The sequence below is a fragment of the Virgibacillus chiguensis genome (assembly GCF_900129865.1).
In the GTDB taxonomy this organism is placed as follows: Bacteria; Bacillota; Bacilli; order Bacillales; family Amphibacillaceae; genus Virgibacillus; species Virgibacillus chiguensis.
On record NZ_FQXD01000006.1, the window covers coordinates 128,943 to 155,695 of the forward strand.

22 protein-coding genes are annotated in these 26,753 nt (G+C 36.8%); all 22 read right to left on the bottom strand.

Going from position 1 to position 26,753, the window contains the following annotated elements; all coding sequences use genetic code 11:
• Window positions 1-98: 98 nt before the first annotated feature.
• The 22 genes from BUB45_RS08865 to secA all read right to left on the bottom strand — a co-directional run bounded on the left by BUB45_RS08865 (window position 99) and on the right by secA (window position 26,288).
• A complete protein-coding gene (locus tag BUB45_RS08865) occupies window positions 99-638 on the bottom strand; it encodes a glycerol-3-phosphate responsive antiterminator (protein WP_073007849.1) in 540 nt (179 codons plus the stop codon).
• A gap of 5 nt (window positions 639-643) precedes the next feature.
• On the bottom strand, window positions 644-1,165 hold the full coding sequence (locus BUB45_RS08870) for an acyltransferase (protein ID WP_073007552.1): 522 nt from the start codon (window positions 1,163-1,165) through the stop codon (window positions 644-646).
• A gap of 3 nt (window positions 1,166-1,168) precedes the next feature.
• A complete protein-coding gene (gene ppaX, locus BUB45_RS08875; protein WP_073007555.1) occupies window positions 1,169-1,804 on the bottom strand; it encodes a pyrophosphatase PpaX in 636 nt (211 codons plus the stop codon).
• On the bottom strand, window positions 1,779-2,741 hold the full coding sequence (locus BUB45_RS08880; RefSeq protein WP_073007558.1) for a nucleoside recognition domain-containing protein: 963 nt from the start codon (window positions 2,739-2,741) through the stop codon (window positions 1,779-1,781). Before BUB45_RS08880 ends, ppaX begins: the two co-directional genes overlap by 26 nt.
• 89 nt (window positions 2,742-2,830) lie before the next feature.
• Window positions 2,831-3,709, bottom strand: coding sequence for a prolipoprotein diacylglyceryl transferase (gene lgt / locus BUB45_RS08885; protein ID WP_073007560.1), 879 nt, complete (start codon window positions 3,707-3,709; stop codon window positions 2,831-2,833).
• 13 nt (window positions 3,710-3,722) lie between these two features.
• Window positions 3,723-4,658, bottom strand: a complete 936-nt coding sequence (gene hprK / locus BUB45_RS08890) for an HPr(Ser) kinase/phosphatase (RefSeq protein WP_073007563.1) — start codon at window positions 4,656-4,658, stop codon at window positions 3,723-3,725.
• A 533-nt stretch (window positions 4,659-5,191) separates the two neighbouring features.
• Complete coding sequence (locus BUB45_RS08895; RefSeq protein WP_073007565.1) at window positions 5,192-5,545, bottom strand: phage holin family protein; 354 nt, start codon at window positions 5,543-5,545, stop codon at window positions 5,192-5,194.
• A gap of 2 nt (window positions 5,546-5,547) precedes the next feature.
• Window positions 5,548-5,742 (bottom strand): PspC domain-containing protein, encoded by a 195-nt coding sequence (locus tag BUB45_RS08900; RefSeq protein ID WP_073007568.1) that lies wholly within the window; start codon window positions 5,740-5,742, stop codon window positions 5,548-5,550.
• A gap of 105 nt (window positions 5,743-5,847) precedes the next feature.
• Entirely contained in the window at window positions 5,848-6,507 is a 660-nt protein-coding gene (gene bshB2 / locus BUB45_RS08905) for a bacillithiol biosynthesis deacetylase BshB2 (protein WP_073007852.1), read from the bottom strand.
• 114 nt (window positions 6,508-6,621) lie between these two features.
• Complete coding sequence (locus tag BUB45_RS08910; protein WP_073007571.1) at window positions 6,622-6,975, bottom strand: YojF family protein; 354 nt, start codon at window positions 6,973-6,975, stop codon at window positions 6,622-6,624.
• A gap of 315 nt (window positions 6,976-7,290) precedes the next feature.
• The gene (uvrA, locus tag BUB45_RS08915) at window positions 7,291-10,167 is read right to left on the bottom strand and encodes an excinuclease ABC subunit UvrA (RefSeq protein ID WP_073007574.1); all 2,877 of its coding nucleotides are present in this window, start codon (window positions 10,165-10,167) and stop codon (window positions 7,291-7,293) included.
• 4 nt (window positions 10,168-10,171) lie between these two features.
• A complete protein-coding gene (gene uvrB / locus BUB45_RS08920; protein WP_073007576.1) occupies window positions 10,172-12,154 on the bottom strand; it encodes an excinuclease ABC subunit UvrB in 1,983 nt (660 codons plus the stop codon).
• Between the two features lie 503 nt (window positions 12,155-12,657).
• Entirely contained in the window at window positions 12,658-13,812 is a 1,155-nt protein-coding gene (locus BUB45_RS08925; RefSeq protein ID WP_073007579.1) for an MGDG synthase family glycosyltransferase, read from the bottom strand.
• 112 nt (window positions 13,813-13,924) lie between these two features.
• Window positions 13,925-14,536 (bottom strand): YkoP family protein, encoded by a 612-nt coding sequence (locus tag BUB45_RS08930; RefSeq protein WP_342068348.1) that lies wholly within the window; start codon window positions 14,534-14,536, stop codon window positions 13,925-13,927.
• Between the two features lie 263 nt (window positions 14,537-14,799).
• Window positions 14,800-16,002, bottom strand: coding sequence for a PDZ domain-containing protein (locus tag BUB45_RS08935; protein WP_073007858.1), 1,203 nt, complete (start codon window positions 16,000-16,002; stop codon window positions 14,800-14,802).
• A gap of 361 nt (window positions 16,003-16,363) precedes the next feature.
• Window positions 16,364-17,815 (bottom strand): S41 family peptidase, encoded by a 1,452-nt coding sequence (locus BUB45_RS08940; RefSeq protein WP_073007582.1) that lies wholly within the window; start codon window positions 17,813-17,815, stop codon window positions 16,364-16,366.
• Window positions 17,816-18,171: 356 nt separating this feature from the next.
• Window positions 18,172-19,584, bottom strand: coding sequence for a murein hydrolase activator EnvC family protein (locus BUB45_RS08945; RefSeq protein WP_073007584.1), 1,413 nt, complete (start codon window positions 19,582-19,584; stop codon window positions 18,172-18,174).
• Between the two features lie 103 nt (window positions 19,585-19,687).
• Window positions 19,688-20,581 (bottom strand): permease-like cell division protein FtsX, encoded by an 894-nt coding sequence (gene ftsX, locus BUB45_RS08950; RefSeq protein WP_073007587.1) that lies wholly within the window; start codon window positions 20,579-20,581, stop codon window positions 19,688-19,690.
• Window positions 20,571-21,257: a cell division ATP-binding protein FtsE gene (gene ftsE / locus BUB45_RS08955; RefSeq protein ID WP_073007589.1), complete on the bottom strand. Its 687-nt coding sequence runs from the start codon at window positions 21,255-21,257 to the stop codon at window positions 20,571-20,573. Before ftsE ends, ftsX begins: the two co-directional genes overlap by 11 nt.
• Window positions 21,258-22,069: 812 nt before the next feature.
• Entirely contained in the window at window positions 22,070-22,429 is a 360-nt protein-coding gene (cccB, locus tag BUB45_RS08960; protein WP_073007592.1) for a cytochrome c551, read from the bottom strand.
• A gap of 172 nt (window positions 22,430-22,601) precedes the next feature.
• Window positions 22,602-23,703 (bottom strand): peptide chain release factor 2 gene (prfB, locus tag BUB45_RS08965; RefSeq protein WP_139300125.1). Its coding sequence is split into 2 segments (ribosomal slippage): window positions 22,602-23,630 and window positions 23,632-23,703, totalling 1,101 coding nucleotides; the frame shifts between segments, so codons are not numbered across the junction.
• A 74-nt stretch (window positions 23,704-23,777) separates the two neighbouring features.
• Complete coding sequence (secA, locus tag BUB45_RS08970; RefSeq protein ID WP_073007594.1) at window positions 23,778-26,288, bottom strand: preprotein translocase subunit SecA; 2,511 nt, start codon at window positions 26,286-26,288, stop codon at window positions 23,778-23,780.
• Between the last annotated feature and the right edge of the window lie 465 nt (window positions 26,289-26,753).

Below are 26,753 nucleotides of genomic sequence, written 5' to 3' on the forward strand. Positions count from 1 at the left end.
TAGTTGCTTTGCGGCTTCTCCATATCTCCGTCCATCTATTAACTTACTTAAAGTATAACATATATGTAGACAATCAACAATGGTTTACTTTTACCCTATTACCAAAGATCTGTATTAGAAGTTGAGACTCCCACAGCTCCAGCCTCTAGCGCTTGCCTTACTTGATCACTTGTTTTAATGAGTCCCCCAGCAATAACTGGCAGCTTTGTTTGTTCATTTATCGATTGAATCATAGTAGGGATTAGACCTGGTAATACTTCAATACAATCCGGCTTGGCATTTTCAATCTGCTTTAAATTTTGCTCCAGCGCTAAACTGTCCAATAGAAACACCCGTTGAATAGCCAGTAAGCCATGTTTTTTAGCCATGCGAATAACATTTGCTCTTGTTGATAAAATACCATCTGGTTTGATTTCCCTAAGTACATATTCCATTCCGTAATCATCAGACTTTAAACCTTGAATTAAATCGAAATGAATGAGAATATTTTTATTTGATTTTTTAGTGTGGGCAACGAGACTCTTAATTTGTGCTAAACGCGTTTCTAAAATAACAATGGTCGGGTATCCTGTTTCTAATGCTTTATCAAAGTCCTTCATCTTACGAATAGCCGGCAATATACCAGTCGGAACGTGCAAATCTCTCACCTGCTTTCATTTGAATTATGTTTTTCCTCCCTTTCTTTTTTTGTATGGATTATTTGCATTGGATTTCCACCAACAAATGCTCCTTCAGGCACATCTTTGTGCACTAATGTACCAGCTGAAACAATCGCCCTATCACCAATATGAACTCCCGGCAAAATAGTCGTGTTCGCTCCTATCATGACTTCATCACCGATCCTAACCTCTCCGAGCCGATACTCTGTAATTAAATATTCATGAGCTAAGATCGTCGTATTATAACCAATGACACTATTTTTTCCTATCGAAATCTTTTCTGGAAACATTATATCTGGCATAACCATAAGCGCAAAAGCAGTTTGTTTACCGATTTTCATCGATAAGCATGTACGATAAAGCCAGTTTTTCACAGGTAAAAACGGCGTATATCTGGCTAGCTGAATGATGATAAAATTCCTCATGATTTTCCAAAAGGACACTGTCTTATATATTTGCCATAAGGAATTTGTATGTTGCACAGGGTAACGCTTTGTTCTTCGCATGTTTTACACTCCTGTAAGGCTTAAAAGATCACGCATATCCTCTAGCATAAATGTTGGTTCATATTGTAATAAACGTTCTTTTCCTTTAAAAGACCATGCTACTCCAGCTGTTTGCACACCCGCATTTTTCCCAGCCTCTATATCGTGTGCATTATCGCCGATCATCAATGTTGAATGTTGTTCTGCCAATAACTCTTCCATCGCTTTATATACTGGTTCTGCGTGTGGCTTTGGGTTCTTGACATCATCTAATGTAATCACCGTATCAAAATAAGCTGTTAGCTTTGTAGTAGCTAACCCTTTTTCCACGCCTGATCGCATCTTAGTAGTAACAACCCCTAATTTGAACCCGTTTCGTTTTAGCTGCTCCAATGTTTCTATAACATAAGGAAATACCTTGACATAATTATCATGTTCTTTCATATTATGGCTTCGATACGTTTGCACCATGCTGTCTGCTTTTTCTGAATCGATTGCCTTAAACGTATCTACTAAAGGAGGCCCATTAAACTCAATAATTTCTTCTCGCGTAAATTGTAGATTATATTGCTTAAATGTATGGAAAAACGAGGCAATAATTAACTCATTTGTATCTATTAATGTCCCATCTAAATCAAAAAGTATTGTACGAATGCTCATTTGTTGTCGGTTCCTTCCCTTTATTTTTATCTAGTTTATTCCAAAAATAAGCTATAGTCATCGTTAATACAATTGCTGTTACTAAACGAATGATTAGTAGCGGCCAAACTGGTATGCCTAGCGGAATAAAAACGAGCGTGTCTTCTACAACAGCATGGCATGATACAAGGAAGATTAGCGCAAGCATCATATCCTTTTTCTCTACTCCATCTTCTTTCACAGCCTGTATCATAACTCCAGCGCCATAAGCTAAACCAATCGTTAGTCCTGCTACCATCGTCATCGAAGTATTTTCTTTCATTCCAAGCGCTTTTGTAAATGGAGCAAAGCCTTTGGAAAGTTTTGTTAGCCAACCCATTTCGCGCAAAAATTGCATGACGATCATAAGTGGAATAACGATAAGTGCTAATTGAACTATCGCAATAGCTGCTGTCTGTAAACCGTGTAAAACTATTTCTCCCCAGCCATTTAAATCAGTATCTGAACTGGAAATAAAACCGTAAACAGCTTGTTCAAAACCACCATCCCATACAAGGTTAACGACAATTGCAGCAAATATCGCTAAACCTATACGAATGCCAGAAATGAGCCACCAACTAACTCCTACTCTGGACGCTACTGCTGATTCAATAAATAAGTTATGAGAAAATGACAGCATTATAGCCATAATAAAAACTTCTTTTACCGTAAATTCAAAAGAGACAATAGCTGCTATACCTGCATATAGATTTAGCGCATTTCCTAGCACTAATGGAACAGCAGCTTCTCCGGAAAGACCAAATACCCCCATTAAAGGTGTTAGTTGTTTGATTACCCACGGAAGTACGGGTGTAAATTGTAAAATGGTTACAATTAACGTGATGGGGAAAATAACTTTCCCCAATGTCCATGTCGTTAAAAGCCCTTGCTTTAATCCTCTTTGCGCCGTCCCTTTCATGCTCTTTTTCCTCCTCTTATATTTGGCTAGTGTCCTTTATAGTAAACTAAACGTATTTATGGATAGTACGTGCGTACTACTAATTAACTTTATTTCTTCTTTTTCTTTTTCTTTCCAACTGTTTTGGTTTTCTTTGCTTGCGATTGTCGTTTCATGATATCCAAATAACGAACGTGTGAAGTTTTACGACGGTAAATAATTAGTGCAAGTGCAACGACTATAATTACAATAGAAATTACTTGCGCTTGACGCAATTCGCCGAATACATACAAACTGTCAGTACGCATGTCTTCAATAAAGAAACGTCCTACAGAATACATAATGGCATAACTTAAAAATAACTCGCCACGATGCGGGTTAAACCTTCTAAACAAAAGCAACAATGCAAAAACCAGCAAATTCCATACAGATTCATAGAGGAATGTTGGATGATACATAACGCCATCAATACACATTTGATTCATAATAAAATCAGGCAAATATTGATGGAAACTTTCATATGTAGATGCTGAAATAGGCCCTCCATGAGCTTCTTGATTCATGAAATTACCCCAGCGCCCAATGGCTTGACCTAAAATAAGACTTGGCGCTGCAATATCAGCTAATTGCCAAAAAGATACACGCTTCACTCGAGCATATATAATAGCAGTCAGAACAGAACCAATAAGTGCACCATGAATAGCAATGCCGCCTTCCCAAATAGCAAAAACATCCGTCCAGTTTCCACCAGCATATTGATCCCATTCAAATATAACATAGTACATTCTCGCTGAAATAATAGCTATAGGGATCGCAAAAACTACTAAATCTACCATGATATCTTTTTTCATCCCTAAACGACTGGCTTCACGATTTGCTAATAAAAGCGCTAAAAAGGCTCCAGCGGCAATAATGACGCCGTACCAATAAATTGGGAAAGAACCGATTTGTAAAAATACTCTATCTAATGGTTCTGCTGAACAGCTCATTCAATCATCCTCCTTATAAGTGATCCTCTGTCTCTTGATCAATCATACTCGTTAACCGCTCTGAAAACTCTTCAGCAGCATTAACACCCATGCGTTTCAAACGAAAATTCATCGCAGCCACTTCGATAATAACTGCGAGGTTCCTTCCTGGGCGAACAGGTATCGTTGCTTTTGGTAATTCCACATCCATAATCTTCATCTTGTCTTCATCCAAACCAAGGCGATCATATTGCTTATGTTGATCCCAGTTCTCCAAATTAATGATTAAAGAGATCTTTTTAAAGTTTCGAACTGATCCAGCTCCAAATAATGTCATGACATTAATAATTCCTAACCCTCGTATTTCCAATAAATGTTCAATTAAAGGAGGGGAGTTTCCAATGAGGGTGTCATAATCTTCCTGTCTTATCTCCACACTATCATCTGCAACTAACCGATGTCCTCTTTTAACAAGTTCCAAAGCAGTTTCACTTTTCCCAACGCCACTTTGCCCCATAATTAATACACCTACTCCATAGACATCAACTAAAACGCCATGAATAGCTGTAAAAGGGGCAAATTTGGCCTCTAAAAAGTTAGTTAGTCTACTAATAACTCGCGTTGTTTTTTGCTTGGAATGGAGAATTGGCACACCGGATTCATTAGCAGCATCCATCAAGACTTGAGGAATTTCCATGTTTCTTGTGACAACTATCCCAGGAGTAATATCTGTACATAACTTGTCAACACGATGGGCTTTTTCTTCATCATTTAATTCCAAGAAATATGCCATCTCTGTTCTACCTATTAATTGAAGCCTTTCCTTAGGATAGTATTTGAAGTAACCTGTCATTTCTATCCCAGGTCTAGAAATATCTCCAGTTGTTATCTCTCTAAACAAACCGTCTTTTCCAGCTTTTAATGTTAAATTAAAATTATCCAATAAATCCTTCGTACGAACTGTTGACATTGTTTCTATTTCCTCCTTGTAGTCAAACGGACACACGCTGTAAATTAACCATTTTTATAATTAAGTGCTTATTAGAGAAGCTTCTTGGCTATCATCAAGTATTTAAGGCGATAAAGCGCCGTCGTTTTGCTTATACCTTAACGTTTAAAGTTTTATACTTTGACATGCTGTTGCTTTATTAGCTTATCTTTGCTGCGATCCTTTTAACAAAAAACAAAATTATGTAAAAGCGCTACATTGTTAGAAACACATCGCAACACTAGGTTTTTCTTGTTATAACTTGAAATTTAAAGTGTGTACAAGTTATTTTTGATTTAGAAATCTATTTTCATTATAAATGGTTAGTCACTCCATACCAAATGGCTCCCCATAAAAGAAGCAAAAGTTTTCTTCATTGTAGCACATACCGTAAAAAAATCGTAGACAAATATGCCTACGATGATTTATTTGAATTGGTTGTGCGTATAGAAAATCTTTGCTAGCGTCAAGTCTTTATGCCGAAACGAAGCCTTATAGTGCAAACAAAAACTGCTTTAGCCTAAGGAATCTCGCACTAGACGATTTAATAATACATTGATAACTGAAATAATAATGGAAGCTAAAACAGCTGTACCAAACCCACTAATTGCAAAAGAACTCCCCATAACTGCTTGCGTGATCATAAGTGTAAATGCATTGATGATAAACAGAAATAATCCTAATGTAAGCATCGTAATGGGCAACGTTAAAATAACTAAAATTGGTTTTACAAGGATGTTTAATAGCGATAAAATAAAGCTTGCTAGCATTGCTGTACCAAACCCTTCTAAATGAAACGAATCAAATAGCTGAGCAACGACAATCAATGCAACTGCATTAAGAACAATTGATAAGAGCCATCTCTTCATGCTTAACGTATCTCCCCTTCAGCTGGAATAATCATTGCAGCAATAAGATAAATAACAGCTACCGTGAAAAAGCTCATAAATAACAAAACAACAAATAGTAGCCGTAAGATGGTTGCATCAATATTGAAATATTCTTCTAAGCCACCGAAAACACCTGCTAGCATCTGATTTGAATTTGAGCGATACAACTTTTTCATTATCATAGCCTCCATCCTTATTTAAGAAATAAGTGTCATTGACTTACGTTTAGAAGTTTCAAAAACAATGGTGTTGGCACCCTTTTAGCACGTCACGGCAGTTTCTTATAGTGTAAAAAATGCTTCTTTGCCAAATCGGTCTTTTGCTTCTTGTAAGACTTCTGCTCCTAAATCTTTATAGTTTTTTAATTGTCCAATCATCCCGCCTGCCTGTGATTGGTGACATAGAATAGCATTCATTTTTGTTTCAAACTGATCCTCTACATCATTAATTATATCAGGCTCTCCTAATTCTTTTTGAAATCCTCGAGCAAATGCTTGTGCCCAAATAACAGGACGACGCGATTTTTCCATTTGCTCTACAGCTTGAATTGCAGCTGCACCTAAAGCGTTATGATCTGGATGCACGGCATAGCCTGGATAATGCGTAATAACTAGACTAGGATTTATTTCCTCCAAAATGCCTTGCAAATGGTTAGCGACTGCATTTCGATCTTCAAATTCAATCGTTTTATCTCGATAGCCAAGCATCTTTACATCTATATCAAGCACTTCACATGCATTTTTTAATTCTTGCTTGCGAATTTCTGGTAAAGTCTCACGGTTGGCAAATGGCGGGTTCCCCATATTTCTCCCCATTTCACCAAGTGTGCCGCATAAATAAGTTACTGGTATTCCCTGACTTCGAAATTGCGCAATGGATCCAGCAGATCCAAATGACTCATCATCTGGATGTGGTAATATGATAACGACGTGTTTATCCAATTTCATCACCTGTTCTTTCTTAGAATAACTTAACTTATTACCAGTCTATGTGGTAAAGCTTGTACTTAACCTTATAGATAAACTAGCAAATTACATGTTTCCCTATAGTGTAAATTAATAATCAAAAGGGGTTTCACTTAGTTGCAAAGCAACCATTAATCTTCCTTCGCGATCATGACCAGCAAGTAGCACTTTTGTGTCTTCATGTATCGTCCAATCCGTTAACCCTTCTGCATAAATCCACCCATTGCTTGTCTTTAAGCCAACACGAAAAGCATTCCCTTCGCCAACAATTTTTGCTTGCGTGTAAGTAATCTGTACATTCCTGACATAAGCACCTACATTATACGCTTTGTCATCAAAATGACTAGCATAAGCACCATTTGTTGTTTCTACATGAATATAAACTGACGTGTTTATGAATTTATCCAACCATCTTTGTACTTGGTTAATTTCAATTGGTTTCATTGTGGTTCCTCCCCATTTTCTGCTCCTTTTAGCTTAACGAAAGAAAGAGATATGGTCAAAACATAAACACAGGAGAGGTATTGTTTCTTTTAGCAAACAATTGACCTACTAAAAGAAGATAACAATGGCTACATTACATGGTATAGGAGATGAAAGCTTTTGGCGTGGAAAAGAAAGAAGTAAGAGTATGATGAACTGTGCAATTTTTCTAAGGGTACTCCCAATCAGTGGGGGAGAGAAAAAACCCACTGATTAAAGTATACCTTTAACATCCAATGCTTTTTAAAAATATTTCGAGAGTCTGTAAAAATCACTTTACTTTGTCGCTAACTTTTCTGTCGTTTTAATGAAAGCGCCCATCCGTTTCTGGTCACGCTCTAAAACATTTTTTAAATATTTCCCTGTATAAGAATTGTCTTTTTTAGCAATTTGTTCGGGTGTACCAGTAGCAATAATGGTTCCCCCTCCAGCACCGCCCTCAGGGCCTAAATCAATAATGTGATCAGCTGTTTTAATAACGTCTAAATTATGCTCAATGATAAGAACGGTATCCCCATTTTCGACAAGTCGCTGTAACACATTTAGCAGCCGACTAATATCATCAGCATGTAAACCTGTGGTTGGTTCATCTAAAATATAAAAGGATTTACCATTGGAACGTCGATGCAGTTCACTTGCCAACTTGACGCGCTGTGCTTCCCCACCAGATAGAGTTGTAGCCGGTTGACCAAGCTTTATATAGCCGAGGCCAACATCATAAATCGTTTGTAATTTCCGCTTTATTTTCGGGATATTCGCAAAGAATTCCAATGCCTCCTCAATCGTTAAACCAAGCACATCAGAAATGTTTTTTCCTTTATACTTTACTTCTAATGTTTCCCTATTATATCTGCTCCCATGACACACTTCACAAGGAACGTACACATCTGGGAGAAAGTGCATTTCTATTTTGATAATGCCATCACCATGGCAAGCTTCACAACGGCCTCCTTTAACGTTAAAACTGAAGCGCCCCTTCTTGTATCCGCGCACTTTGGCTTCATTTGTTTGCGCAAATACGTCACGAATATCATCAAATACGCCCGTATATGTTGCAGGGTTAGAACGAGGAGTCCTGCCAATTGGTGATTGATCAATATCAATGACCTTTTCAATATGCTCTATTCCTTTTACTGCTTTATGCTTTCCTGGCTTATGTTTCCCTGTATATAACTCTTTCGCTAACGCTTTATATAAAATTTCATTTACTAATGTACTTTTCCCCGATCCAGATACACCAGTAACGACGGTCATTAAACCAATCGGAATCTTTACAGAAACCTTTTGCAGATTATTCTCTTCTGCCCCTACGATCTCAATAACACGCTTATCCTTTTTCCTTCTTTTTGCGGGTAAAGGGATGAATTTCTTACCAGCTAAATATTGCCCTGTTAGTGATTGTTCATGACGCATCACGTTTTCAGGTGTGTCGCTCGCTACAATTTCACCGCCATGCTCTCCCGCACCAGGCCCAATGTCAATTAGCCAGTCAGCAGCAAGCATCGTATCCTCATCATGTTCTACGACAATGAGTGTGTTATCCAAATCACGCATGCGCTTTAGCGTTCCAATTAAACGATCATTATCACGTTGATGTAATCCAATGGAAGGCTCATCTAGCACATACAAAACCCCTGTTAATGCAGAGCCGATTTGTGTAGCTAACCGTATCCGCTGCGCTTCTCCTCCAGAGAGTGTCCCTGCAGCTCGCGATAACGTTAAATAGTCTAAACCTACATTATTTAAAAACTCCAACCGATTGGATATTTCTTTTAAAATCATCTTCGCAATTTGCTTTTCTTTTTCCGATAACTGTAATCCTTGAAAAAAGGTCTGTGCTTCTGTAATAGAAAAATCGGTCACTTCACTAATATGCCGTTCGTTGATTCGAACAGCTAGCGCTTCTTCTTTTAAACGATATCCTTTACAAGATGGACAGTTTTTCTGAGCCATGTATCTTTCTAAATTTTCACGAATAAAATCCGAAGATGTCTCTCGGTAACGTCGAGCGACATTATTAACGACACCTTCAAACATAATATGATTATCTCGAACATTGCCGAAATCATTTTCATAGTGAAAATGAATTTTTTCTTTACCACTGCCGTAAAGAATTTTATCCATCTTCTCTTTTGGAATATCTTTTACAGGTATATCCATGTCAATATCATAATGGTTACAAACACTGTTTAACAATTGTGGATAATATTGCGAACTAATCGGTTCCCAAGGCGCAAGGGCATGTTCATTTAACGATTTATCCCAATCAGGAATAACTAGGTCTAAATCGACTTCCAAATTTGTACCTAATCCATCACAAGTTGGACATGCACCGTAAGGGCTGTTAAAAGAGAAGAGACGTGGCTCTAATTCTTCAATCGAAAATCCACAAATAGGACATGCATGGTTTTCACTAAATGTAATTTCTTCTTGACCGATTACATCAACAATGATTTTTCCTTCGCCTAAAGCTAATGCTGTCTCTATCGAATCACTTAACCGCCCTTCAATATCCTCTTTAACAACAATTCGATCAATCACCACTTCGATAGAATGTTTCTTATTTTTTTCAAGCTTTATTTCCTCGGTAACTTCTCGCATTTCTTTATCTACCCGAATGCGAACATAACCTTCTTGCTTTAATTTTTCAAATACCTTTACATGCTCCCCTTTTCGGCCAGATACTACTGGTGCTAAAATTTGTATTTTAGTCCGTTCAGGGTATTCCATAATTCGATCTACCATTTGTTCTACGGTTTGCGACGTAATTTCTACCCCATGCTTCGGACAAGTAGGGTGACCAACTCGAGCAAACAATAAACGCAAATAATCATATATCTCTGTCACTGTTCCTACAGTAGAACGAGGATTTTTACTTGTCGTTTTTTGGTCAATCGAGATTGCTGGAGATAAGCCTTCAATAGCATCTACATCCGGCTTATCCATTTGACCTAAAAATTGTCTTGCGTAGGCAGATAAAGATTCAACATAACGCCTTTGACCCTCAGCATAAATCGTATCAAAAGCCAAAGAAGACTTTCCAGAACCAGACAGGCCTGTGAGGACGACCAGCTTATTCTTTGGTATATTAACATCAATGTTTTTTAAATTATGAGCTCTAGCACCTTGGATGGTTATATATTTACTAGGCATTTCATCACCTTCCTGCTTTCAGTTCAAGTATGACATCTCGAAGTTCAGCTGCTTTTTCAAAATCTAATGCTTTGGCAGCTTCCTTCATTTCTTTTTCCATATTCGCTATTACTTTTTCTTTATCCTGCTTTGCTAGCTTTGTAACACTTTTTGTTTTGCTTTCGTACGTTTCTTGGTCTTCAGCAGCAACAGTTGCTCGAATCACATCTCGTACGTCTTTCTTAATCGTCGTAGGAATAATACCATACTTTTCGTTATAAGCAATCTGCTTTTCCCGTCGACGATACGTCTCATCAATGGCTATTTGCATCGACTTCGTAATTTTATCAGCATACATAATAACCATGCCATTTTCATTACGTGCAGCCCGTCCCATCGTTTGAATAAGGGACCTTTCTGAACGTAAAAATCCCTCCTTATCCGCATCTAAAATTGTTACTAAAGATACTTCTGGAATGTCAAGACCTTCACGTAATAAGTTTATTCCAACGAGAACATCATATTTACCAACACGTAAATCACGAATTAATTCAATTCGCTCCAATGTTTTAATTTCTGAATGCAAGTAAGCAACTTTTATACCAAGTTCTTTTAAATAATCAGTTAGATCTTCCGACATTTTTTTCGTTAACGTGGTGACTAGCACACGTTCGTTTTTCTCGGAACGTTTATGAATTTCCCCGATTAAGTCATCAATTTGTCCTTTAATTGGTCTTACTTCTACCTCTGGATCTAAGAGACCTGTTGGTCGAATGATTTGTTCTGTCATGACTGGCGAATGCTCTTGTTCGTATGGCCCTGGTGTGGCAGAAACATAAACAAGTTGGTTCGTAGCTTTTTCGAATTCTTCAAAGCGTAACGGGCGGTTGTCTAGCGCTGACGGCAATCTGAATCCATGATCTACAAGTACTTGTTTTCGCGCTTGATCCCCGTTAAACATACCACGAATTTGTGGGAGTGTGACATGTGATTCATCAATCATAATTAGAAAGTCATCAGGAAAGAAATCAAGCAATGTATATGGTGTCGCACCTGCTTCGCGCAAAGTAAGATGGCGTGAATAGTTTTCAATGCCTGAACAGAAGCCCATCTCATGCATCATTTCCAGATCGTAATTCGTCCGTTGTTCTAAACGCTGTGCTTCTAGTAATTTCCCTTGATCTCGTAACTCTTTTAAACGCTCTGTTAATTCCTTTTCAATATTTTTAATAGCAAGCTTCAATTTTTCCTCTCGCGTTACGAAGTGAGAGGCTGGAAAAATAGCAATATGCTCTCTATCGCCAATAATTTCCCCTGTCAATGCATCCACTTCACGAATGCGGTCGACTTCATCACCAAAGAATTCGACGCGTATACAGTGTTCCTCTCTAGAAGCTGGAATTATCTCCACAGAGTCGCCACGCACTCGAAACGTCCCGCGTTGGAAGTTAATATCATTACGAGCGTATTGAATGTCTACAAGTTCACGTAATAGTTGATCTCGATCCTTTTCCATGCCTGTCCGAATGGAGAGTACTTGACTTTTATATTCTTCAGGAGAACCTAATCCATAAATACAGGAAACACTCGCAACAATTAAAACATCTCGTCGCTCGAACAATGCTGATGTAGCAGAGTGCCTTAGTTTATCAATTTCATCATTTATACTCGCATCTTTTTCAATAAATGTATCGGTGGATGGTACATAAGCTTCAGGTTGATAGTAATCGTAGTAGCTAACAAAATACTCCACCGCATTATTAGGAAAGAATTCTTTAAACTCACTATATAGTTGACCGGCTAAAGTTTTATTATGCGCAATCACTAAAGTTGGCCGATTGATCTCGTTAATTACATTCGACATAGTAAAAGTTTTACCAGTTCCTGTTGCGCCTAAAAGTGTTTGGTGCCTTTTTCCTGCCTTAATACGTTCAACAATTTCTTTAATTGCTTGTGGTTGATCACCTTTTGGTTCATATTTGGCAACTAGTTCAAATTGATTTTCCACTAGCTTCTCCTCCGATCCGTCCATAACTAGTACTTATTTTATCATAAACCTTACATATGTTAACAGAAAAACGAACAAATATTCGTTATTGTAATAAATTCCCTTCAGCTAAAGGCTAACATATGCTTTATGAATTGCTAATCAATAAGTATGTTTAAGCTTCATATTGTAATTAAACGCAGGCTCCTGTGATAATAAAATAAATGCATGATTTGTTCTTTTATAGCAACTTAAACCTTGGAAAATTATCATTTATTACTTACTCCCGCGAAGTAGTAATTGTTTCATATAATCTTGATTGCCTTCATTTTTCTTGTACGCTAAATCACGAAATTCGTATACTTTCCTCAAGTAAAAAAAGCATGCAGATAATATCCTCTCTACATGCTTCAAACATCTTTACTTTTTCCCTAAAAAGCTTACCTATTATCACAGCTAATATCCCTATACTTGACTCGCTATTATTTGCTTGGCTTCATCTATGTGGATTATTTTACGCCATCTTATATATAGGAGATACTATTTCCCCCTTTGTGGTTTGTTTGTTGTGTAATCCGTTTTATAATAGATGCTACAGAATCTTGCTCCCTATTTTCCAAGTAGTTATGCAACTGTTGATACAGTTGTTGTTGCTTGTAATCATTTGAAAAATAATCCATTATTTGCTTGCCAATTGGTTTGTTTTTATCAATTGCTTGTACTAAACCTAAACGTGTTAATTCCTGCAAATTAATTCTTTCCTGGCCTGGTAAAGCGTTGTATATAAACAGCGGTTTCCGCTTCACAAGACACTCGCTAACGGTTACACCACCAGGCTTCGTTATAACAGCATCTATACGGTCATACAATTGATTCATTGTTTGCTTAGAATGCAAATAGCGTAATGGTGTTATATGACAACATTTTTTAGAATGAAGCTTTTGATATAACTGCTCATTTTGTCCGCATAAAACATACAGATGTACCCGAGAAGATAAATTTAATTCATTTAGCAAACATTCTAAATCTCCCGTCCCTAAACTACCGCCAGCTATTAGCATTTGCAGTCCCTCTTTTTGATTTTGATTGCTAGCCGTATAATAAAAACATGGGTGAACAGGGATGCCAGTAACAAATATATTACTTTCCTTTACACCACACTGTATTAAATGTTTTTTCATGGAAAGTGTCGGAACGAAATGATAGTCAATTCCCTCTATCCCCCATAAAGCATTTATAAAAAAATCTGTATACACATTTACTGTAATAGCTTCTATTTTTCTTTGTTGCTTTAAAACACTTGCCATATTGGAAGGTAAAGCATGTGTAAAAAACAGTATCTTCGCTTCAGCTTGCTGTACTACCTTTTGTAGTATTGGACGAAATAAAGTTTCATAATGCCATTGTCTGGTTCTTTTTTTAGTCCCTTGTTTATAAACTAAAAACGAGTATAAACGGTCATATCCTTCCGGGAAATATTTGATCCAAGTTAAATACGTAGAAGAAACTAACTTTTCTATACTTTTATACCCATAACTAAGTATGTCCACCTTTTCATACGGATGATTTGGATAAATGCTTTTGTACTCAGCAATTAGTGCATCTGCTACGTGGTGATGCCCGCTTGGAATTTGTAAAAAAGGAAGAAATAATGCTTCTGATGGTTGGATTTGCCTCATTTGTTTCATCCTATCGTTCGTTTTTAAAGTGAGTTCAATCGCAAAGACTGTATTTCCTACTGTCTAGGCTTAAAAAAATCTATGCTTAAAGATTAAAAAGTAAAATTTTTCATTAACAACGATTCCCGTATTTCATTAATAACTTCCCTTTTGACATAAATAAATAAACAGGTTTTATTGATTTTTTTCCAGTTAAAAAGCTAATCGGGAATAATGTTATTTTCTTGAAAATACGATAAAATTTATTTTGCAAGGCTTTCTCTTCAAACCCTAATTTCTTTCCACCTTTTGATAAATTAGTAATTCCAATTATCCCTTTTACTCTTTCCTGTTCCGCGTGATTTTCAATATATGTTGCTAAACTCGGCATTGCTTTTTTTACACTATGATAGATAATAACCGCTCGTTTCATGTCATTCGACTGTTCCGAGAGTTTTTTAAGTAATTTAACATTATGCAAATGTATCTTTACTAATAAATCATCCTTCTCTATTACGGTCCCATCAGACAGAACCATTTTAGCACCTTTATATTTTGTTAATCGAGCTCGTAATAGCGTCCTTTTTTGGTTTGGCCCAACAATATATGTTAGCCTAGAGCAAGTAAAATAAATTGGGTCGATACTTCCCCAAAAATACAGAAAGCAGTTGCGCATAAACATGAGCCACTCAACTCCAACACTTTTTATATTAGCTTGCAACATTTTTTCAATATTATTACCCATCGGCATAAAAGCTCAATAATCGGGTTAACGCTATTCTTTAATAAGGAGAGGTTTACACCTTATGAGTGTTGACACTCTCACTAACACTGTTCAGGTAACATCTTGAAATAGGCGTTTTACAGCACTTATATTTGAAGTGAAAAGCAACCAGAAAAACCTGACTTATCCCAGCATTAACAAAGAGAATAAGACAGGTTCATGCGATAGCTATTTGGTTCATTCATTTCGATTACGCGTTAAACAAAAGGTTAACATTTAATAAATTATCCTTCCCCATTACTTACATTAAAATGCTCATGATCGTGTGGGGTAGAGGCAAATAATAGTCCTAAACCATGATGATCACCCTCATACCATGCCCCTTGTAGTAATTCTATTTCTCCTTCTCGATTAATAATTTCCAACTTAAAAAAAGCTCCACTCGTTTGCAAGGCGTGATAAAACGATCCAGGTTGATTCACTTTCTTCCCGTTTACTTTAGTGATCAACGTACCTACGTGAATACCTAACCGATCAGCTGGAGAATTCGGAAGTACAGCAAGCACTTTTAACGCTTTATCCGTTGATTGAAAATACCCTGGTTTATTTTGTTCGTTAATTCGAAAACGATAGTTTATCCATTCCCTTCCCAAAATAGCACATATTACCGCTATAAATGAAAACAAGGAATAATACATACTACCTACTGCAAGCGCAGCGACTAGGAAGCTTAATAACAATGTAGATCGCGCTAGCTTTTTAGCAGCAAATGAAGGGTGTTGCGCACGTACAATATGATCAAAACCGAGAATAAAAGGAATAACTACAAGACCGTATGTCTCCCCATTTAACGTAAAATAAGGCCAAAAATCGGCAAACGGAGTTAGTGAACCTGTTGGGACAAGTGTAAAAAACGGAAGTACTGTCAGCTTCTTTAAATGATGCTGTCCGACCCATATTCCCCGTTTACTAAGTGTCAGCTCTGGATAGGTTACATCGCTTCTGGAGCCAAATAATAAGATGCTCTCGGCAAGCAATAACAGGGCTAATAAACTAACTAAACCTGAAAGGTGAACATCTACCTGCATACGAAAAGGAAGAATCTTCTCTACGTCTATCCATTCGGGTACAAACATCAAGATTAAATATGTTCCGCCAATAATATAGCTTGCCGATAGTAAGTTAATTCTTCCCGTTATACTAATCAGTATAGTTATGAAACCGAATAACAATATAACAGGATATGTAAGTGTAACGCCCACACCTAGTGTAAACGCAGAAAGTAACAGTCCTAATACAAACGACATCCAAAACGTATTTTTCCACTCAGAATACAAATCATAAATTTTAATACCAAAGTCTTCTCTTTCCCGTTTTATCCGCTTCATTCCAGTAACAATAATTAGAATAAAGATCCAGTAAAATAACGGGTTTAAAACCATTTTACCTATCCCTTTAGCGATTTCCAATAAGCCTGATTCTAACAAGTTTATCACCCCAATAATCAAAGTCGCTTTCCTACAACTTACTATGATCTTCATCGAGTTAGGTGTCCTAATATATGTTTTGCGTTTATATAGAAGCTGCCAGGCTCTTCATTCAAAAATTTGAAATGCTTGAGGCTGCATAACAGCAGCTACACCAATTTTTGTAAGTGGCCTTAGTCATAGCCTTTGATACGAGGCATGAATATCACCCCAGTAATGGAAGCTTGACTTTAGGTATGCTCCGTATATTAGGCGCAACAGCGCTTCATAACTATAGTTTTTTATTGCTACATTCATATGAGACATTTCAGGAAAATCCGCGAGCAAATACTCGCGGACATAAATTTTTATTGCTTAGAAATTACTTATAAACTTCTTCTAATGCCTTATCTAATTGTTTATCATCTTTCCCATCACGAATGCTTTTAATAACTTGGGTTTCGATCAGCTTAGCTGTCTGCGCATCAATTTCACCAGATGTTGGCAAATCATTATCTTGTTGAAAAGAAATTACTGCTTGTTTTGTTTCTATACTAAAGTAGCCATCTGTACGTCCAGGATCGTAATCTAACCCTTGAAGCATAACTTGGATATTTTTAATTTTATCTCCCGTTTGGTCTTGCTTTAAAGGCTCTTTGATTTCAACAGGGCTTGTATAGTAATATTCAGGCTGTTTTTGGTTAATAGTAGGTTGGACACCTTTCTCATGTATCCATTTCCCCTTTGGTGACAACCATTTAAAAAAAGTGAGTTTAATGGTACTTTCATCCCCTAAAGGAACTGCTTGCTGAATCGTTCCTTTACCAAAACTTGGTTGCCCAACTACGTCATAACCCATTTCTTTCATAGCCACAGCTAATATTTCTGATGCTGAGGCACTTCCTTCATCTATAATGACACTGATCGGATACTTTTTCTTTTCCTTTAAATCGGAATAATATGGTGTTTTGTTACCTTTTTGGTCTTCTACTTGTAAGTAAGGCATATCTTCTGGAACAAATTGTTTTAAAATATCTTCAATGACATTTAACAACCCACCAGGATTTCCTCGAACGTCAATCACTAATCCTTCAATACCATCGTCTTCCATTTTTGTCAGCTGTTCATTGAACTCCTGAGCTGTGCGTTCGGAAAAATTCGTCACTTCTAAAATACCTGTTTTTTTACCGTCTACATTCTTCGTTTTACTGTATACCGTTTCTTGAGGAATAGTGTCTCTTACTATTGTCACTTTAAAAGGTTCCGCAACTCCAGCTCGGCGGATTGTTAACTCCACTTCGGTTCCTTTCTCTCCTCGTATCTTAGCGACAGATTCATTTTGACTTAAGCCTTCTAAGCTTTTCCCGTCAACTTTAAGCACTTGATCATTTGGTCGTAATCCTGCTTTTTCAGCTGGAGAGTCCTTCACCGGAGCTACTATACTTAATACATCGTCTACTTTATTTACCTCTGCTCCTATCCCTTCAAATGAAGACTCAATTTGCTCATTAAATTTCTTCATTGTTTCTGCATCCATATAAGAACTGTATGGATCTTCCAATGTAGAAAGCATGCCTTGAATCGCACCTTCCGTTAACTGCTTATCATCAATATCTTCTAAGTAGTTTTCTTTAATTAACCGAAATGCTTGATCCACTTTTTCCATATCTTGGGTTATTGCTTCATTGGCAGTCGTTTCACCACCTAATTTCATTGACTGTTCTGTAGGCGGAGTTGTTTTCTGAGCTAGCTTCACTCCCGTGTAACCTCCAGCCAGACCAATAGCTAAAGCTAATATAAAAAGTAGTACAATATGTAGCTTTCTTAATTTCATCCTTTCACCTCAACTCATTAAACATAAGAATCTCACTTGTGCAAACCTTCAAACCAACTGTCAATTAGTAACAAACAAGCGTTGTAGGAGCATGCTTCAATATGTTAAAATATTCTCTTGTTATCATAACATATGCAATTCAAAAATTAATTACCATCGCTATTCCGTTTTGGAGAGATTTTTTAACTTTCTTCTCAATACATTTATAAACATACCTATCCATGAAATAGGTAAATCCTAAGAGGCTGCCTAAACTCATCCAATCATTCAGCTTCTCTTTATGATGTCATTATACATGTTATCAGCAAAAAAGGCATCAATCGAATTAGAAATTGATTGATGCCTTTAGATTAAAACTAATTTAAAACTGTCATTGGATCAATGGAATTACTTTTAGAACCATTCCAACCACCGCGATGAACTTCAAAATGCAAATGTGGCCCTGTAGATTGCCCAGTATTTCCACTAGCACCAATAACTTGGCCAGCACTTACAGTTTGACCTTGACTTACTCCGATACTATTTAAATGAGCATATAAGGTTGTATAAGATTGTCCATTTATATTATGTGACACTAAAATAACATTTCCATAACCTGACATCCCAGCTTGAGAAGCCGAATTCGTCATAATAACAACTCCAGATGCTGCCGAACGAACCGGCGTACCTATTGGCGCACCGAAATCTGTACCATGGTGCATTGATCCCCAACGAGTGCCATAATGAGAAGTGATTGGCGCAGAGATAGGATACATCATATCCCCTCCCATATTTTGTTCAGGAGCTGGCGCTGGTGCCGGTGCTGAACCACCACTTGAACTTGAACTAGAGCTACTATTAGCAGAAGATGAATGATTATTGGACTTAGGTTTCGTTTTTTCTTGTTTTGCTTGTTGCGCTGCTTTTTCTTTAGCTAGCTGCTCTAATTCACTCTTTTGTGATTGAGCAAGCTGTTTTGCTTTTTCCGCTGCTTCAGCCTGTTGTGCCAAAATTTCTTGTTCTTCTTCTACACTTACTTTGTATGCTTCCAATTCTTTGTGTTCTTCTTCCAAGCTCGCCATTAGTGTTTCTTTTTTCGACAATTGTTTATCTAACTGTCCTTTTAAAGCAACTAAATCCTGTTTTTGAGCTTGCAAGGATTGTTTTCGTTCTTCCACTTCGGACTTTTTATTTTCTACGTCTACTTTATTTTTTTCCACAGTTATTTTATCTGCTTCATGCTGCTCCATAATCGATTTATCTTGATCCATAATCGTGTTTACAGCAGATGAACGACTAATAAAATCACCAAAACTTTTCGATCCTAAAATTACTTCTATGTATTTCATAGAGCCACCATTTTGCTGAATATTACGCAGACGATCTTTTAATAATCCTTCTCGTTTAGCAATACGTTCTTTAAGAATAGTAATCTCTTTCTTGAGCTTTTGAATTTGTTTTCCTAATTCCTCTATTTGTTGATTGGTGTTACTGATCTCTGTTTCTTTCGTTGTTATTTGCTCTAACGTTTTTTGTAGATCTGTATCAATTGAATGAATTTCTTTTTCAACAGATCCTTGTTTATCTAGGTTTTTATTAATCTTTTTATCTGTTTTATCTGTGTCACGCTGTAACTTACCTTGTTTTTCTTCAAGTTGTTTTTGTTGTTGTTGCAATGCATCAATTTTTTCATTTAAATCTGTCGTTGATTCTGCGGATATGGAAGTCGTTGATAATGTGATGGTAGAAGCTGCAACAATGGTTGATAATAGGACTGGAAACTTTCTCATTGGTCTGTTCACCTTTCCCTCTGTTTTTGTTATGTTCTACATAGAGAGATGTCAAAGGACATCTCAGCATATGCATGTTCATGGTGTCAATAAAAATATTTGGTTAGACTTTTAGGAATTTCCTAACACTCATCAAACTTCCCCAAACACCTATAGCTGCACCAATTGCTAAAATAATTCCCGATAGCTGAAAAGCGAAAGGAGCATAAGGTAAAAGTTCAATAAATTTGTACGTCGTTTGCTTACTTAGAATATCTTCTACGTAATAATACCCAGTAAGCACAATAATAATTGGTATAATCGAACCCATTACACCCAGTAATAATCCTTCCACGAAGAATGGCCACCTAATAAAACCATTGGTCGCACCAACTAGTTTCATAATGCCAATTTCTTTACTTCTAGCCATAATCGTGATTTTAATCGTGTTTGAAATTAAGAATATAGCCGTAAATACTAACCCAATTATTAACACTAAACCAATCGTTCTTGCATACTTGTTAAACTCAAATAATTTTTTCACAACGTCTTGTCCATAAACGACATCTTCTACAGCTGACATTTGTTTAATTTCTTCAGCTATAGCTGATGTATCTTCAGGCTGTTTTGCCTTCACAATATAAACATGGTTCAATGGATTGTCCTGCTCAAACATTTCCCAAGCTTGTCCATCCTCTCCCATGCTTTCAATTAACTTTTTTAACTCATCATCTTTGGAAGAAAAAACAGCAGAATCAATGTTTTCTAATTTATTGATAGATTCTCCTAAAGCTTGGATATCTTCCTGAGTCGCCGTTTGTTCTATCATGACATCAAGTTGGACATCTCTTTCTATGTTGTCTGCCATTTCGTTTAAATTCAGCATTAAAGCTAAGAAAGCAGCAACTAAAATTAATGTCGTTGTCACAGCTGCAATCGAGGCCATTGTCATCCATCCATTACGCCGGATGTTTTTAAATCCTTCACGTATATGTCGCATAAGTATTCTAACCTTCATAGCCGTATTCACCTCGATGTTCATCTCTAACAATTAACCCGTCTTCAATTGCAACAACACGGTTTTTAAAAGTATTGACAATCTCTTTACTATGTGTAGCCATAATGACTGTTGTTCCACGGTCATTGATTTCCTGCAAAACCTTCATAATTCCCCATGAAGTATCTGGGTCTAAGTTACCTGTTGGTTCATCAGCAATAACAATCTTAGGGTAGTTCACAATAGCTCGTGCAATCGATACACGTTGTTGCTCACCTCCTGATAATTCATGAGGGAGAAATCTAGCTTTATTTTTCAAGCCGACTAAATCTAGTACTTCCATGACGCGTGTTCGAATAAGTGATGGATGGGACTCGATTACTTCCATCGCAAAAGCTACGTTTTCATAGACTGTCAGTTTAGATAACAATTTAAAATCCTGATAAACGACCCCAACATTTCTCCGCAGCAAAGGCACTTGCTTTTCTTTTAATTCATTAACATTCATTTCATTTACATAAACCGTTCCTTTTGTTGGCTTTACTTCTCGGAAAATTAGCCGAATAAATGTGGACTTACCTGCACCACTTGGACCAACTATGTATACAAATTCACCACGATCAATATTTATATTTATTCCATTTAGTGCCGAAACACCATTATTATACGTTTTATATACATCTTTCATATGTATCATTTTATTAATCACCTTTATTTTTTTAATGTAGCGTGCCACGTTAAGCATGATGCACATCGTCAAACAGAATAGGAACCTTTTATCATTATGAGGCAATAATATCATATAATTGGCATAACTGAAGGGTTCTAAACAATTTGGATATGTAGACGTAGGTCTTTCTCACTCCCCCTTTTTGCGCAAAATCCACTTTTGAGGATAGTGACTCTAGCACGTTTAAAAATCGAGTTAAGATAACCACTCATAAATGTTTCGAGGAGTGTGTCTACATAATTATAACATCTTTCCGCACCATTTTTAGACACAAAATTATTACATTTGTATTTCAAAGTGAGGCTTATGTGAAATAAATTGTCATATTATAGAAAATCAAGTGACTTTTGTACTATTTTCAGGAGTGGATATACTTACCAATCCCGATTATGTCGTAAGTGAAAAGAAGCAATTGCCGAAGAAGGGCTCTACGCATATTTGGAAGATTTAGATACTTGTTTAAGTAACTTCACTTGTATAAAAGCAAAAATTTAGCATTTTTTTAACAAACAAAAAACAGCAGCAATTGTAAAAGGCTACTGTTTTTTCTTAATTTAAGGTGTAGCAACTCATCGTGAATAATTGTGAACTTCAGCGACTTCTACGTGAACTTCGAGTAACTATTTTGTGAACTTCAGCGATTTTTTATAAAACTCAACCGAAAATATGATGAACTTCAGCGACTTTTCAAATCCGTTTAGAAGTTTTCGTCCATGCAGAGCGCATATATAAAAAGCTTACTTGTTTATTTTTCCAAGTAAGCTTTGTTAATAAATTCATTATTTCTTTTCTGCTAACCAATCAGCAAGTAATTGAACATCATCGCCTTTAGCCATGTTTTCAGGCATACTTCCTTTTCCATTTTTAATAATGTCTGCAATTTCTTCTGAAGAATACTTTGATCCTACATCTGTCAAAGCAGGGCCATTACCGCCAGATAAGTCTGCTCCGTGGCAGCTTAAACAATTATCCTGATAGACTCCTTCAGCAGCTGTAGCATCTACACTTCCACCATTTTCCTCTGTTTTTGTATCGTCCTTATCAGCTGGTTTTTCGGAAGCATTTTCATCATCGCCGCCCCCACATGCGCCCAACACTAATACAGTACCAAACAGCATTGCTAATAACCATTTTTTCATGATTCTAATCCCCCTAACTATGTTATTAATCATATATCAATTCTATTATAACCAAAGACTACTGTTTTAAAACTCTTTCTGTTTCCAAATATTACTACAAAAAAGGCGCTAAAGGTTGATAGGTCAACTCGCAAAGTCAATTATGACGAATTTATGAAAAATTAATATTGCTTTAATTCACCTGTTGTCTTAGATAAGCATCAATAAACGAATCAATTTCTCCATCCATAACCGCTTGCGTATTACCAACTTCTACATTTGTGCGATGATCTTTCACCATAGAATAGGGATGAAAAACGTAAGAACGAATTTGACTACCCCAACCAATTTCCATTTGGTCACCACGAATTTCAGCCAATTCCTGCTTTTGTTTTTCAATTTCACGTTGATATAATTTTGACTTTAGCATTTTCATAGCTGCTTCTCGGTTTTTAATTTGAGACCGTTCATTTTGACAAGTAACAATGATGTTTGTCGGTACATGCGTAATACGTACAGCAGAATCCGTTGTATTTACGTGTTGGCCGCCTGCTCCGCTAGCACGGTACGTATCGATTTTTATATCTTCCGACTTTACTTCGATATCTACATCCTCCGTCATTTCTGGCGTCACTTCACACGAAACAAACGACGTATGTCTTCTACCCGATGAATCAAACGGTGATATTCGTACAAGGCGATGTACACCTTTTTCTGCTTTTAAATAACCATAAGCATTATGTCCTTTAATGAGCAATGTTACACTTTTAATTCCTGCTTCATCACCTGGTAAATAATTTAACGTCTCAACTTGAAATTTCTTTCTCTCTGCCCAGCGCTGATACATTCGTAACAGCATGCTTCCCCAGTCTTGAGATTCCGTGCCACCCGCACCAGGGTGTAATTCCAAGATAGCGTTATTGGCATCATATGGATCGCTCAAAAGAATTTGTAATTCAAAGTCATTGAATTGTTGTCGTAAAGAAGTTAATTGCTGAATTAAATCTTCTAATAGCTCTTGATCATTCTCTTCTTTTACAAGCTCATAAGAAACTTCTAAATTATCAAGCTGTTGCTCAAGCTGAGAAAAATTATTGACATATGTTTTTAAATGATTCATTTCATTGATGACGCCTTGAGCTTTTTCTTGCTCGTCCCAAAATTCAGGAGCAGTCATTTGTAGCTCTAATTCATGAATACGCTCTGTCTTTGCCTCTAAGTCAAAGAGACCCCCTAAAATCGTTGATGCGGCCATTCATCTTATCTAAATCGTTTCTAATATCTACTAGTTCCAATTCAATCACCTCTATGTAATTATTGTTGCCAAAGCGTCAGGAAAGCACTCCGTTTTTGGAGTGCTTCTTCCTTTTTACTTCCCGTGGCAATTTTTATATTTTTTTCCACTACCACATGGGCATGGATCATTTCGACCTACGTTGTTCTGTTTGACAAATGGTTTACGTGTTTTTTTCTTTTCTTCTTGATCGCCAGAAACAGCTTGCGTATTTTTCACAACTTCCTGACGTTGAAGGTTATCACGAATTTGGGCTTTCATGATATACTTCGCTACTTCCTCTTCAATACTTTGAATCATCGACTCAAACATAGCGAAGCCCTCTAGTTGATATTCCCGAAGTGGATCGTTTTGACCGTATGCACGTAAATGAATTCCCTGGCGTAACTGATCCATTTGATCAATATGGTCCATCCATTTAGTATCAACAGTACGAAGGAGAATCACTTTTTCAAACTCTCGCATTTGTTCTTCCGTTAATTCTTGTTCTTTTTCGTCATAACGAGCTTTTACTTTTTCCATAATCCATTCGGTTATTTCTTCTTGATCTTTTCCTTTGAGATCATCTTCTGATATGTCATTAGGTTCAAGCAAGTTACCTGTTACATAATCTACAATTGCTTTATAATCCCACTTATCTTCATCATCGTCTTGAGTATGTGTTGTAACAACACGTTCCAATGCAGACACAATCATATTTTCAATAATTTCGCGTAAATTGCCATCTGCATCAATCACTTCAAAACGCTGTTTATAAATAATTTCGCGTTGTTCACGTAAAACATCGTCGTAGGAAAGAACCGTCTTACGCGCATCAAAGTTATTTCCTTCCACCCGTTTTTGTGCTGATTCTACTGCACGAGAAACCATTTTACTTTCAATTGGTTGCGAATCTTCCATTCCTAAGCGCTCCATCATGGCGCGGAGGTTATCAGACCCAAATCGACGCATCAATTCATCTTCCATGGAAAGGTAAAATTGCGATACACCTGGATCTCCTTGACGTCCAGAACGTCCACGTAGCTGATTATCAATACGCCTAGATTCATGACGTTCCGTTCCTATTACAGCAAGTCCACCTAATTCCACAACGCCTTCGCCTAATTTAATATCTGTTCCTCGACCAGCCATGTTCGTTGCAATAGTAACGGCACCACGCTGCCCAGCATTTTCAATGATTTCTGCTTCACGAAAGTGATTCTTTGCATTCAACACTTCATGTTTAATGCCCGCTTTTTTTAGCATCTTGGAAATGAGTTCGGAAGTTTCGACGGCAACCGTACCGACGAGAACGGGTTGGCCTTTTTGGTGGCGTTCTTTAATATCTTCAACAACAGCACGAAATTTTCCTTCCATGGTCTTATAAATTAAATCAGGCTTATCATCTCGAATAATAGGCTTGTTTGTCGGGATGGCAATAACATCCATATTGTATATATTTCTAAACTCTTCTTCTTCCGTCTTAGCTGTACCTGTCATTCCGGCAAGTTTATTATACATACGGAAAAAGTTTTGAAACGTAATCGATGCCAATGTCATACTTTCATTTTGAATTTGTAACCCTTCTTTTGCTTCTATTGCTTGATGTAATCCGTCACTATAGCGACGACCTTTCATGAGACGACCAGTAAATTGGTCGACAATAACGACTTCCCCATCTTCCACAACATAATCATCGTCACGGTGCATCGAGATATGTGCTTTTAAAGCTTGGTTAATATGATGCGTTAAAGAAACATGATTCAAGTCGAATAAATTATCGATAGAGAAATAACGTTCTGCTTTGTTAATCCCTTCTTCTGTCAACTGAACGCCTTTCGTTTTCTCATCGTAAGAATAGTCATCTTTTGTTAATGTCGATACAAATGCATTTGCCTGTTGATATAAACTTGCGGATTTTTTAGCAGAGCCTGATATAATTAATGGCGTTCTTGCTTCATCAATTAAAATAGAGTCCACCTCGTCAATAATTGCATAATTCAACGGGCGTTGTACCATCTGCTCTTTATACAAAACCATGTTATCACGTAAGTAATCGAAACCATACTCGTTGTTCGTACCGTACGTAATATCTTGGTTATAAGCCTCTCGTTTTTGTTCTTTTGTAAGTCCATTTCCGTTAAGTCCAACTGTTAAACCGAGAAATTCATAAAGTTCACCCATCTCTTTTGCGTCACGACTTGCTAAATAATCGTTTACTGTAATTATATGGACGCCTTTTCCAGCTATAGCATTTAAATATGCAGGCATCGTGGAAGCTAATGTTTTACCTTCCCCTGTTTTCATTTCTGCAATATTTCCTTCATGTAAGGCGATTGCTCCCATTAACTGGGTTTGAAATGGACGCATACCTAAAACGCGTTTTGCAGCCTCTCGCACAACTGCATATGCTTCTACTAGCAATTCGTCTAGCGTTTCTCCGTTTTGATATCTTGTTTTAAACTCTTCTGTTTTTTGTTGTAATTGCTCATCAGATAATTTTTCCATTTCCGGTTCTAACGCTTCAATTTGATCGACAGTTTTTTGAAGTTTTTTCAATTGTCGTTGCGTTCCATCACCAAAAATTTTCTGTAATATACTTGCCATTTACGCAGCACCTCAATATTTATCAAAAATAACAAATTTCTTGAATCCCCTATATCTTAACATGTAGCATACGCATTGGATAATTGGAGATGTGTATTGTTAAACTCGTTTTAATATTTTCATCCATCATTTATCATAACACTTTCTAAAGATAGATGACAACTTGTAGCATGAAATCACACCTAGCAATGTCTTTCTAAACAAAGTGATTACATCCTAAAACTTGTACACACATAAATGAAAAAAGAACAGGTTAGACGGACATATGCTTTTTAATTTCTCAACCAATGGAAGATATACATCCATGTCAGAGGCCGTAAATATGTATTTTCATTATTTTAGCACTTCAATTTTTACCAGTTTCATTTATGCTTAAACGTTCAGAACTGTTTCGCCCCTCTCTTAGAAAAATTTAGCTTGTCGCCAAGTCTTATAGCGGAAGTCGTAGTTTTTCCTATAGTGTTA